The sequence below is a fragment of the Veillonella rodentium genome (assembly GCF_900187285.1).
Classification (GTDB): Bacteria; Bacillota; Negativicutes; order Veillonellales; family Veillonellaceae; genus Veillonella; species Veillonella rodentium.
The window spans coordinates 390,070-403,123 of record NZ_LT906470.1 but is presented as its reverse complement, the minus strand read 5'-3'; the positions used below and the strand labels follow the sequence as shown (position 1 = coordinate 403,123).

General features: G+C 40.0%; 12 protein-coding genes. All 12 read right to left on the bottom strand.

The window, feature by feature from the left end; all coding sequences use genetic code 11:
* Positions 1–31: 31 nt before the first annotated feature.
* Complete coding sequence (locus CKV62_RS01640; protein WP_095065182.1) at positions 32–1,705, bottom strand: sulfate adenylyltransferase subunit 1; 1,674 nt, start codon at positions 1,703–1,705, stop codon at positions 32–34.
* Positions 1,705–2,604: a sulfate adenylyltransferase subunit CysD gene (gene cysD, locus CKV62_RS01635; protein ID WP_095065180.1), complete on the bottom strand. Its 900-nt coding sequence runs from the start codon at positions 2,602–2,604 to the stop codon at positions 1,705–1,707. Before cysD ends, CKV62_RS01640 begins: the two co-directional genes overlap by 1 nt.
* A 14-nt stretch (positions 2,605–2,618) precedes the next feature.
* On the bottom strand, positions 2,619–2,933 hold the full coding sequence (locus CKV62_RS01630) for a 4Fe-4S dicluster domain-containing protein (RefSeq protein WP_095065178.1): 315 nt from the start codon (positions 2,931–2,933) through the stop codon (positions 2,619–2,621).
* Entirely contained in the window at positions 2,917–4,617 is a 1,701-nt protein-coding gene (locus tag CKV62_RS01625) for an adenylyl-sulfate reductase subunit alpha (RefSeq protein ID WP_095065176.1), read from the bottom strand. Before CKV62_RS01625 ends, CKV62_RS01630 begins: the two co-directional genes overlap by 17 nt.
* Before the next feature lie 16 nt (positions 4,618–4,633).
* Positions 4,634–5,695: a sulfate/molybdate ABC transporter ATP-binding protein gene (locus tag CKV62_RS01620; protein WP_095065174.1), complete on the bottom strand. Its 1,062-nt coding sequence runs from the start codon at positions 5,693–5,695 to the stop codon at positions 4,634–4,636.
* Positions 5,695–6,522 (bottom strand): sulfate ABC transporter permease, encoded by an 828-nt coding sequence (locus CKV62_RS01615; protein ID WP_095065172.1) that lies wholly within the window; start codon positions 6,520–6,522, stop codon positions 5,695–5,697. The genes CKV62_RS01620 and CKV62_RS01615 overlap by 1 nt, the downstream gene beginning before the upstream one ends.
* Position 6,523: 1 nt before the next feature.
* Positions 6,524–7,366 carry a sulfate ABC transporter permease subunit CysT gene (cysT, locus tag CKV62_RS01610; protein WP_095065170.1) on the bottom strand — a complete coding sequence of 281 codons (843 nt, stop codon included), beginning with the start codon at positions 7,364–7,366 and terminating at the stop codon, positions 6,524–6,526.
* Positions 7,347–8,354 carry a sulfate ABC transporter substrate-binding protein gene (locus CKV62_RS01605; RefSeq protein ID WP_095065168.1) on the bottom strand — a complete coding sequence of 336 codons (1,008 nt, stop codon included), beginning with the start codon at positions 8,352–8,354 and terminating at the stop codon, positions 7,347–7,349. Before CKV62_RS01605 ends, cysT begins: the two co-directional genes overlap by 20 nt.
* Positions 8,355–8,654: 300 nt before the next feature.
* Positions 8,655–10,220 (bottom strand): nitrite/sulfite reductase, encoded by a 1,566-nt coding sequence (locus tag CKV62_RS01600; RefSeq protein WP_095065166.1) that lies wholly within the window; start codon positions 10,218–10,220, stop codon positions 8,655–8,657.
* Between the two features lie 387 nt (positions 10,221–10,607).
* Complete coding sequence (locus tag CKV62_RS01595) at positions 10,608–11,234, bottom strand: ATP-binding cassette domain-containing protein (protein ID WP_095065164.1); 627 nt, start codon at positions 11,232–11,234, stop codon at positions 10,608–10,610.
* A gap of 12 nt (positions 11,235–11,246) precedes the next feature.
* Positions 11,247–11,915: a molybdate ABC transporter permease subunit gene (gene modB, locus CKV62_RS01590; RefSeq protein WP_095065162.1), complete on the bottom strand. Its 669-nt coding sequence runs from the start codon at positions 11,913–11,915 to the stop codon at positions 11,247–11,249.
* Positions 11,916–12,009: 94 nt separating this feature from the next.
* Positions 12,010–12,798: a molybdate ABC transporter substrate-binding protein gene (gene modA, locus CKV62_RS01585; protein ID WP_095065160.1), complete on the bottom strand. Its 789-nt coding sequence runs from the start codon at positions 12,796–12,798 to the stop codon at positions 12,010–12,012.
* Between the last annotated feature and the right edge of the window lie 256 nt (positions 12,799–13,054).

Below are 13,054 nucleotides of genomic sequence, written 5' to 3'. Positions count from 1 at the left end.
CAATCAATAATTCTTTCTGAGCTAATCTACATTATTTTTTAAATACGATGCAACGATAGGTACCAAAGTTCAACCACGTATCATACCATTCAACAGTAAAGGCCTCATCTGTATCAAGAGACTTCGCAAAAATATCATATACTGCACTATTTTGGATATTAATGGAAAACCCCCGACCATTCAGTACCGGTAAATTTTGATATGTATAATCGCGCAACGGAACAATTGATGTAATCGTTTTATCCCGCACCGTAATCGCTACTTTATCACGCAGTATGAGAATATCAAAATCTGATGGATATACATAACTTTCACCTTGTACAGGAATCACATCTCCTACATGGTACACCTGATTATCTATATGCACTTTATTGATATTAAACCCTTCAATATCATAAAAAAACTCTTCAAATATATCACCGCGTGCTTTTACAGTTCCATTAACAAAGGTATATAATTCTTGATTATCATCAAGTCGGGCCAAAATGATACCGCATGCAGACGTCATATGTGTGACTCTGTCAATCAAGATAAATTCTCCAATGCCCTTATGGGCAGTAAATGTATCGACGGCGATAGGCTCCTGGAATTTAAGCACAACATGAGCCATTTCATTCTTATGCAATTCATCAGCTTGAAGTCGTTCACCACTGTTAACATCAATCTTATATCTGATTTTAGAAACTACGGCAGATACAGTTTTTGTACCAATGCTTCCCCAGTATTCGGTACCTTCTGACAACTCACTGTCATCCATCCAAAGCAGATTGGCATCAACCTTTGCACTTACTGTAAGCTCAACATCTTTATAGAGTACACAACCACGAGATACGTCTACTTCCCGATCAAGTTGAATGGATACCGGCTGATTTTTATTCGCTGTTTCCACCCTATCAAATCCGATAACAATAGATTTAACCTTAGCTGTTTCTCCACTTGGTAAAATCTTGATATCATCGCCTACACGAATGGAACCGGATTGTATTTCTCCTTGAAATCCTCTAAATGTATGATCCGGTCTTGATACACGTTGTACCGGCATATAAAAACCGATCTCTTGTTTAGCTTCAATATCAACGGACTCTAAATACGGCAATAATGCAGAGCCTGTATACCAGGGTGTATTAACAGACAATGTAGTTATATTATCGCCTTCCGTAGCCGATACGGGTATCAATTCTACTTGATGAAGTTGTAAGTCGGCCTGTAAGGACAGTACCTCATCTTTAATCTCATTAAATCGGGCTTCATCATATCCAACCAGGTCCATTTTATTAATCGCAAATACAAAATGTTCAATACCCATCAACTTACAAATACGAGCATGTCGTCTTGTCTGTACAAGTACACCCTGTCTGGCATCCACAAGAATAATTGCTAAATCGGCAAAGGAAGCCCCTACTGCCATATTTCGTGTATATTCTTCATGACCTGGCGTGTCCGCCACAATAAAGCTTCTATGATCTGTAGTAAAATAACGATACGCCACATCAATAGTAATGCCTTGTTCCCGTTCGGCCATTAGCCCATCCAGCAGTAAGGAATAGTCTATTTCACCGCCGCGACTACCGACCTTACTTTCCAATTCTAAGGCCTCCTTCTGATCCGCATACAACAATTTGGAATCATATAGGAGATGTCCGATTAATGTAGATTTACCATCATCTACGCTGCCGCAGGTGATAAATTTTAATAAACTTTTCACTAGAAATACCCCTCTCTTTTTCTACGTTCCATACTACCTGCCGCTTCACTATCGATAACACGAGTTGTCCGTTCAGAGGATACTGCACTTAATGTTTCTTCAATAATTTCATCCAATGTATGTGCTGTTGACTCTACACCGCCAGTTAATGGATAACATCCCAGGGTTCTGAAGCGAACACTTTTCATAACCGGTTTTTCACCGGGCTGCAAAGGGAACCGATCATCATCAATCATGATAATATTGCCATCTCGTTCCACTACGGGACGCTCCGCGGCAAAATAAAGTGGTACAATATCGATTTGTTCACGCTTAATATATTGCCAAATATCGGTTTCCGTCCAATTTGATATGGGAAACACACGCATGCTTTCCCCCTTATTAATCTTCGTATTAAAAAGGTTCCACATTTCCGGTCGTTGATTTTTAGGATTCCATGCCTGTTCTGCGTTACGGAAAGAAAAAATACGTTCCTTCGCACGTGATTTTTCTTCATCCCGACGGCCACCGCCGAAGGCTGCATCGAATCCATATTTCATAAGGGCTTGCTTTAAAGCTTGTGTCTTCATAATATCAGTATACGCAGAACCATGATCGAAAGGGTTAATACCTTTTTTCACACCATCCAGATTAATGTATTCAATCATATCAATACCCAAATTTTTAGCAGTTTCATCTCGAAATCGGATCATTTCTTTAAATTTCCATGTTGTATTTACATGAAGAAACGGAAATGGCGGTTTTTCCGGATAGAAAGCCTTTAATGCCAAATGTAGCATAACGGAACTGTCTTTACCTATAGAATAAAGCATAACCGGTTTTTCACATTGAGCCGCCACCTCACGAATGATATAGATAGACTCGGCCTCTAATTCATCTAAATGGGAAAATGTACTCATAATTTCTATCCTTTCTAATATTGATTGGATTCTTGACGATCAATTGTAATCGTTTCTTGTCGTCCATCGCCAGTCTTAATGTGCCAATATAAAAAATGATCTTTTGTTTCTACGGTCATCATGCCGCCCTGACCTCCCATATCAGCCCCCAAATAAAAAGCTATAGCCTGTACAGGACATTCTTTCACACACGAAACACAACCCCAACAGTCGCGGGGGTAAGCCATATGAGCTTTTCCTGACGCATTCATTTCTATAAGAGTGCCAGGACATACCACCGTACACCGCTTACATCCTATACAACGCTTTGAATCAATCGCTATGCTCATAAGAATCCTCCCTTTTCACCAATGGCCGCCGTATCATCGTAATGGAACCATTAACCATTCTTGAATTAACAAAATGTAATCCATCACTATCAAGTGCTGGATAATCCAAATACTCACCAAAGGTATGCCATCTTGTTTCCTTACGGCCTAATAGATGTGCAATTAATACGGTACAGACAGTTAATCTATTTTTTAATTCATATATAAATACCAGCTCTCTAATGGTATGAACACGCAACAACGGAACCAGAGACTCGATTCGTTGTATTTCTAATTGAGCTTTTTCTAACTGCTTTGTGGTGTACTGATACATGGAACCGATACCTCCCGCATATGTATCCATTGCTTTCTGCATGGCTTCTTCTAAATCAGAAACAGAAAATCTCGGTTCCTCCTCACCCGATGAAAGTAAAAAATGATTATATTCCTGTACGGTCTGTTCTAACACATCATTCAAATCATTTTCATTAACGGAAGACGACTCAGATATACGTTTAGCAATTTCCAATGCCGCAATCTCACCTTCTACAAGAGCGCCCGTAACATATTTTTGTGGGCATCCACCGGCAACATCCCCGGCGGCGAATAAATTATGAATCGTCGTTTCACGATTGGTATTAACCCAATATCCACTGGCCGTATGACCACCTACTATATATGGCTCTGTACCTTCAATCTCAACGGCTTGCTGTTTCGGTCCACAACCTGTGTCAACCCACTTCAGGGTTTGACTGGGCGCCATATTCAAGTACGCTTTTAATAAATCATCATTTTGCTGATCAGTAATAGTTGTTGTATCTAAATAGCACGGTCCATGACCATCTAAGGTTTCTTTAACGGTTCCATATACTCGCTCAGATGTAGTGAGTCCATATTTTGTTTCATACACCTCATCGTGACTATTCACTTGCTTAGCTCCAACCCCTTGTGCAATAGTTCCTGTCGGTGCAATAGTATCTTTACAACGCAACGCAACAAAACGCATTTCAAAGGTCGTCATTTCAGCGCCATGACGAATTCCCATGGCATAGCCTGCTCCTGTGTTAAATGGTGAATACCACATTTTATGCCTCGAAAATCCCGGATTATTTGGACGATATAAACCTGATGCGCCGCCGGTGGCCACAATTACATACGAAGCACGGATTTCATACGCTATACCAGTTTCAATATGAAAGCCCACAGCACCTTTAATCGTATTGTCCCCTACAAGATAATCGGTAATAACAAGCCGGTTAATAACAGTAACATCATCTAACTGTTGCACCGCATCGGCTAAAACAGGCTTAATATTTTCACCGTTAATCTTGATGTTTCGATTACCTCTTGCTACATAAGACCCATCATCGTGTTTGAGTATGACAAGACCCAATTTTTCAAGATCCGCCGTTATACGATTCAAACCTTCACACATGGTGCGAGCTAAATCTTGACGTACAATGCCATTAGCATCTTTCACTTGATAATCCACATAATCGTCGATGGTACGCCCCTGTACAATATACGCATTCAGAGCATTTACCCCCGCAGCTAAACATCCGCTCCGTTTAATATGCGCTTTTTCAGCAATGATAATAGATGCCGAACTATGTCTTCTAAGTGTTAATGCACTATAACAGCCTGCCGTACCGCCACCGATAATTAACACATCTGTATGCAATACTTGCGTCTTCGTTATCGTCATGGGCTTCATCACCACCTTAAATATAATACAGATTATCCGTGCTCATTTTGCTGTTTTCCACAACATGGGTCATATTATGTTCAAATATATAGAGACGGTAAATAAGTACATCAACTGCTTCACCGACCTCGAATTCCATACCATCTAAATCAGCATTACTATAGGTCACAATATCGCCTATACGTACCCATAATTCCATATGATTCCCCTTAAACAAGATGCGTTCTATGACGCCTCGCTCGGCAGCGCTCATATACTGTTTTAAACTGCCCTTTTTATAAATCTTAATCGATTCCGGCCTAATGATAGCAGACGAGCCCGCGATAGATGTTTCAAAGCCTTTCAGCTGCCGATATGATGTCACCTCTGTTGACTTTCCCATAAACTGCGCCACGAATGGCGTTTGAGGCGCCCCATAAATATCACGGGAGGTCCCCATTTGCTCGACACGTCCTTGATTGGTTACAACTATATAATCAGCTAATTCAACGGCTTCCTCTTGATCATGAGTAACAAAAATAGTTGTAATGCCCACTTTTTTAATAGTTTCCTTCAGCCAACTCCGTAACTCTTCTTTCACCTTAACGTCAATAGCCGCAAACGGTTCATCCAGCAGCAAAACATTAGGTCTTGGGGCTAAGGCTCGCGCAAAAGCAACACGTTGTTTTTGCCCCCCTGACAATTCACTGGGATGTCGCTTTTCCAAACCACTGAGACCAATGAGGTCTAATAACTCAGTAACACGTTTTTTTATATCCTGTTTACTAAGTCCTTGCATCTCAAGGCCAAATGCAATATTTTCAAAGACTGTCATGTAGCGAAATAAAGCATAGTTTTGAAATAGAAAACCAATTCCCCGGTCACGAGGTGCTATCGTATTCACGATGGTATTATTAATCTTAATATCTCCAGAATCCGGCGTTTCTAAACCGGCAATCATGCGAAGTATAGTGGTTTTACCACTGCCACTGGGACCGAGCAATGCGAGGACATCACCTTGTTCAATACCTATATTTATATCTTTTGATGCATGGTATGTATCATAATATTTATTAACATTACACAATTCCACATACATTAGGATTGTCCTTTCTTTTCTACAATACTGCGAATAAGAAGCATAAGTAACGCCATACCAACTAAAACGGAAGAAACCGCAAAAGCGGATACTACGCCATTTTCTGACCCGGACATATATAAGGCATCAATTTCTAAAGGCAACGTAAATGTTTCACCTCTCGCCTTGGACAGTGCCGCTACCGCACCGAACTCTCCCAATGCACGTGCACTACAGAGAATTACGCCATATAAAAAAGGCCATTTAACAGTCGGGAATGTAATTCGCCAGAAAATAGTCCACCCTGATGCTCCCATTAAAGCAGCCGCCTCTTCCTCTTCTTTTCCTTGTGTAAATAAAACAGGAATGACTTCTCGATAAATAAAAGGAAAGGTTACAAAAATGGTTGCCAGTATCACACCGGGAACAGCAAATACAACACGAATGTCAAGATTAAAATAAGAATTGATACTTTCAATATATGGATGCAACCAACTCATACGGCCAAAAGTCATAATAAATGCAAGCCCTGCAATAACCGGAGATACTGAAAACGGAACATCAATAAGAGTTATCAAAAAAGATTTTCCCGGAAACTCGAACTTACCAATACAATAAGCAGCGGCTAAACCAAATACACCTGTAACAAATACCGTAACTATCATTGTACCGAGTGTAAGACCAATCGCAGAAATAACATAATTTGTCGATACGGCCGCTATATAAAAATCTACGCCCTTGGAAAAGCCATTAGCCAATACACTAATTAAAGGAATAACAAGCATACATATAATAAATAATATGACAACCACTATCGTCAGCACTTCACCGACAGATCGATATTTCATCTTATGCCCCCCTTACACGTCTTGCTTGCACAATATGTATAGAATTAATGGCAAACATAATAAGGAATGAAATAAGTAATAAAACAACAGCTACTGCTGTGGCGCTTGTATAATCAGCATAGTTAAGCTTTTGCATAATCACATACGATACAACTTGCGTATGTTCTTTTACACTATTTCCAGAAATATAAATAACACTCCCATACTCACCAATACCTCGCGCAAAAGCTAAGCCAAATCCAGTTAAAATGGCAGGTTTCAATTCAGGCAATATGATACGCCGATATAAGGTCCACTTGGATGCACCTAACACATAAGCTGCTTCTTCATAAGTTATATCAAATTGTTCCAATACGGGTTGCACCGTTCTTACAACAAAAGGAATGCCTACAAATATGAGGGCTATGATGATTCCGATATGGCTATATGAGATCTGAATCCCCCATTGCTGAAACAAACTGCCCACAGCCCCCTGAGACGAGTACAGTTTGGATAATGTGATACCTGCGACCGCTGTAGGTAGCGCAAACGGTATTTCAATCAGCCCATTGACGATAGTCTTACCGGGAAAGTCATAACGTACAAGTACCCATGCAATTAAAACACCAAAAATAACATTAATGATAGCCGCGATACATGATGTTCCAAGACTGGTGGCAAATGCATACAGTACATTCGGTGCACTGATAAGCCGCCACCATTTATCAACGGGTATAGTAGTTGCGAACCAGACAATGGAGGCCAGAGGAATCAAAATTAATAATGAAATCATAGAGATTGTGATACCCAAGGTCATTCCAAAACCAGGAATAGGTGTATTTCCCTTAGGTGCCATAAATTTCATCAAATACACCTCCATCTTTGAAGAACCGTTCATACACTGCAGGCCAGCCACCAAAATTGCGTATTGTAGTTAATTTCATCTGTGTATTAAATCGATCAGTATAGTCAGCCATCACTCGTTTATTAGATGGTCTAAACCCATAGTCGGCTAATAATCGTTGAGATTGTTCATCATATAAGAATGATATATAATCCTTGGCAAATGTAGTCGTCCCATTTCTATCTGTCACCCCCGTTACAACCGCTACACTTGGCTCCGCCTGAATACTGACGGAGGGTGTAATCATTTCATAGGTATCAGGATACTGATTTAGTAAATGAAACGCTTCATTTTCCCATAACAGAAGAACATCACCTTGACCATTTTCTACAAATGTCGTAGTCGAACTGCGCGCCCCTGAATCAAGAATAGTCACATTACGGTATAACTTGTGTACAAACTCTTTAGCCCCTGTATCATCTCCATAATATTGCGACCCGTAATACCATGCGGCAAGAAAAATCCAACAAGCGCCGCTACTGCTTTTAGGATCAGGAGCTATGACATGAACATCGGTTTTTATTAAATCGTTCCAGTCCTGTATACCCAACGGATTTCCTTTTCTTACTAACATAACAATAGTCGAGGTATAAGGTGCAGAATGATTAGGAAATGCATCAATCCAGTCATCTTGTATCAAATGAACTTTAGCTAATAAATTGATATCTTGCTCGGAACCAAGTGTAACCACATCTGCATTATTTCCTTCCATTACGGATCGAGCCTGCCCGCTTGATCCGCCATGAGACTGGGAAATATTCACGTCATATCCAGTTTTAGCCATATATGTGTCATGAAAAAGTTGATTGTATCGCTCATAAAACTCACGTGTTGTATCATAAGAAACATTAGTTAATCTGACGTGGCTGCCATCCACTTTACTTTCTCTGCCACAACCGCCGTAGACCGCTAACACAAGTAAGCATATGACAACAAAAATATACTTCATGAGCACCTCGAACTAACTTAATAGAATACCTATGCTAAGCACGGTTTGTAAAACGGCCGAAGGCGTAATCACATCAGTAAAAATAAAATCAGGTTGTAATTGGCGTTGCCATATATACACACAACCAATTACTATGTATCCTACCAGTATAAAAATTATGGAATAAATGTTATTGTCTGTGCCCATATTGCTCCACCCTTTCTAACAACTATAAAGATTCTAAAAATACTAATGTGTATAACCATCTTAATGTGTATAACCATCTGATAGCCCATTTATTTAATTTACAGACACATATACTTACTCATACTTTACAACTAATGCATCAAAGTCTGCGGTGTGATTTGAAATCCAGTCCGCAAAGGATAGATTTACACTTGTCAAAATTTCACCAAGTTCCACAAAAAACGAAGGAATCTCGGTGCTTATAATCGTTCCAATCTGTTCCGCAAAATGTTCATGTCCTAACGTTTCATTCCCCCCTCGGAACACTCTGAATGCCGGTGTAGGTACCTTATCCACCACCTTCATAGCCCCATGGAAACCAATTGTACCAATTTGATGAGTACCACAAGATGATGGACATCCCGAAATATGGAATTTTGGCAACAAGTCACTATTCACATGGGTCGCATTGCGAACCGCATCAAAAATTTGAATAAGCAATCCGGATGAATCTTGCAAGCCTACTTGACAAATGGTAGCTCCAATGCAGGAAACGGATTTATAAAAGTCATTAATCCCTCCCTCTTCTGTAATCGCCAAGGCCTGACGTGCTTCATCAGCGGTTAAATTCACAATGTATAATGATTCTTCTGAACTCAATCGTATTTGAACCTCATCATCAAGACTGCCCACATACTCAAGAACTTTCAGAAGTTGCTCTTTTGACGGATTTCCTCCAAATGGATGCCAGCTGACATAATATAAGCCTTCTTGTTTTTGTTCGCCTACACGTGGATTTTGTAATGTTGAGTCAATCTTACCGCGTTTTACTATGGAGGACATAAATTCAGATGGATTAATGGTCAAAGCTTCTGTATCTTTAACATTTGCCAAGTACTTCCTGAATGTATCTTGTAAGGCTTCAGGCCCACCTAATATATCTTGTAAATACCGAACCCGTGCTTTACTGCGATTCTTATAATTACCATGTTCAGAAAAAATCAATGCTAAGGTTTTCACATAATACAATATCTCTTCCGGTTGAATATGATCACCCACAAGGACCCCCATTTTAGGATTAGGTCCAAGTCCGCCTGCCACATAGACGGAAAATGTTTTCTCTTCAGGATGAGCAAGTACGCCGAAATCCTTAAACGTTACATGTGCTGAATTTTCTAAACCATTAGAAAACGCAGTCTTAAATTTACGAGGAAACTTAATGCCTTTAATCAAAGTTAATACGTATTCAGATAAAGCTCTAACATAAGGAGAAAAATCCCATTGTTCATCCTTCTGTAATCCTAATAATGGGGAAGCTGCCGTATTTCTCGGATGATCTCCGCCCGCCCCACGATTATAAATACCATGGCTATGACATTCGGCAAACAGCTTAATGATAGTTTCACCATCTAAATTATGAAATTGAATACATTGTCCAGTTGTAAAATGAGGTACTTTCAAATCATAACGACGAATTGCATTAGCGGTGAAACGAATTTTATCTTGATCCAATACACCACCGGGGAAACGCCACCGACTCATTCCTGAATCAGCACCTTTTTCTGCATAGCTGCCAAATGGACCGGATAACCCCTTATAATCTTGTACAGATATTTCCTTATTATAGAATTTTCTCGTATTTTCTATAAATATAGGATAATCTACAATCAATTCTTCTTTTAATTCTTTTGAAATAGCCATGATAAGACTCCTTTCTAATTCATATTAATTAAATGTGTTTTATAATATTTTTATTTCATATGTTTCAAGTAGGATATTACTCCGTTCTCATTTATGTGTCAACTTCCACTACGTATATTTTTTTATACAGATGTATATTCACCATTTTTACAGGAATTTATGAAGCCTCTTTTCATCTATAATCGACCGCTATTCATTTGTAATAAAAATCACAATGCTTTTTTTAAACTTCATCTAATATTTAATTCCAAAGCTTTATAGGATAAAAATTTTAGGATTTAAAATCAGGAAATCAGATAACATGATAAGACCTTTTTAGACAAAAAATCACAGTGCATAAATTTCAAATTTTTATACACTGTGTGTTATTTTTGTCCGTTTTAAATTTTAGTTGATGATAACAGTACCATCTTCACAAATCCAGTGCCTATCCCCCACCATTTCTGCTTCACTTTCATCATGCGTAACCCATATGCACGGTACATTCCACTCTCGAATGATAGCTATCGAATCCTCCCGTACATGTTTACGCAGAGTCCAGTCAAGCGCCGACAACGGTTCATCCAGCAACAGTATCGTCGGCTTCGAGAAAAGAGCTCGGCCCAATGCGACTCGTTGCTGCTCACCGCCGGATAACTGTCCCGCCTTTGTATGGCGATACCTTTCAAGTCCCAATCGCTTCAATAGTTTCTCACACATTTCAGACGTACCACGTTTGCTGTATTTAATATTGTTCTCCACCGATAAATGAGGAAATACAATATTACCTTGCGGCATGTATCCTACTCGACGATCTTGCGTCGGTACCCAAATCTTTTGATCTCTATCCGCCCATGTGGTCGCATCATATCGAATGATTCCCGTTGTAGGCTTTACCAAGCCTGCAATACACTTAATAAAAGTACTTTTACCACTGCCGGACCGACCCGTCAAAACCGTAATTCCATTCGGTAAAACTCCGTCAGCTTTCACAATAATAGAAGGTCTGACCACCGAAAAAGAAAAAATCACCATAGTCTCCTCTCCTTAATTATGATTGATTTGGCGGAATAAGGCGCCTTTAGTGAGAATGTGAATACCGCTCAACAAAGCCAATGTAAGTACACAGATATAAATAACCAGTTCAAAAGCGTCCATATACTGTCCCGCCTCTACATATGAATAAATCGCAAGCGGCATCGTGCGCGTAAATCCCGGAATATTGCCCGCAATCAAAATGGTAGCGCCAAACTCGCCCATGGCACGACAGAAAGCAAGAATACTGCCCGTCAAAATACCTTTCCACGCTAACGGAATCGATATGGTAAAGAAGATACGTAATTCCGATGCACCTAATGTACGTGCCACATCCTCCATATTATGATCCACGGACTGCAACGCGGAACGCACCGTCTGATAAAATAACGGAAAAGCGATGACAGAGGATGCCACGACGGCACCGGCCGCGGAAAATACGATGCCTAAGCCGTGGCTTTCAAGCCAAGCCCCAAAAGCATAACCGGGTGTAAATATCATAAGCAGTGCAAAACCTACAACTACGGGCGGTAATACAAGAGGCAGGGTAAGAATCGCATCAATAACAGCAACGCCGTTCCATCGGCATTGATTCATCAAGAAGCAGGTAATCAAACCTCCGATAATAACAAATATGAGGGCAAGACTCGCCACCCAGATAGACAACCATAAAGGACTCATAAGTGCCCCCTTTCTTAACATACATATTACATTATACATATTACATTCATTCTACCATAATAAAACGCCAGCCCTCAAAGCCAGCGTCTTAAATTTATTTACCGGTATAAAAACCGTATTTTTCCAATATCTTTTTACCTTCGTCGCTCATCACATATTGATAGAAGTCTTTTGCCAATGCATTATCATATTTCTTAATGATGCCGATAGGATAAATAACGGGATCATGAGAATCCACAGGTGTTACCGCCGCAATTTGCACCGCATCGCCTGCGGCGATAGCATCGGTTTTATAAATAAAACCTGCATCTCCGGCGCCCCGACTGATAGATGCGGTTACAGATTTAACGTCTTTTGCATACACTACATTCGGTTCAACTTGCTCCCATACGCCCATTTTTGTTAATACCTGTTTACCGTAGTTGCCGGCCGGAACTGTTTCAGGGGTACCCAACACTATACGTTTTACCGTCGTGATTTGATCCAAGCTGATTTGAGGTTGACCTTTCGGTACAACGAGAACCAACTCATTGGTAACAAACGGTTTCACATCAGTTACAAGGTCCTTTTCCTGTAACATTTTCATGTTTTTCTCGTCCGCAGAAATAAATAGACTTGCCGGTGCGCCCTGTTCAATTTGTTGACGCAATGTACCGGAGCCTGCAAAGTTAACAGCAATTTGATCATCCGCTAAATGACGGTCCTTCTTATACGTATCCGCCAATTCGGTAAGGGCCCCTTTGAGACTCGCCGCCGCTTGAACGGTAATTTTTTCGGATGTACTCGGCTTCTCTGAATCTGCAGTTTTGCCGTTGTCATTACCGCAGCCTGCCAAAAATGCAATCATGCAAATACTCATTAACAGTGCCAGAATTTTCTTCATGATTCCTCCTGCGTATCCCATATCGCTCCATTCCATGAAAACCATGGCATCTTCGACGGTGATACTTATACAACATACAATATGCTCATATTATACTATAAAAATTTCTCTTTGGCGGTATACTTTCACACTACTATACATAAATACCAGTAATGTATATCATAAGCACGAATAATGGATAAAATTTAGGGCCCCAAAATATACGTACTATGATATGATAATAATAGATAAATATTATAGCATCTATATGGCGCCA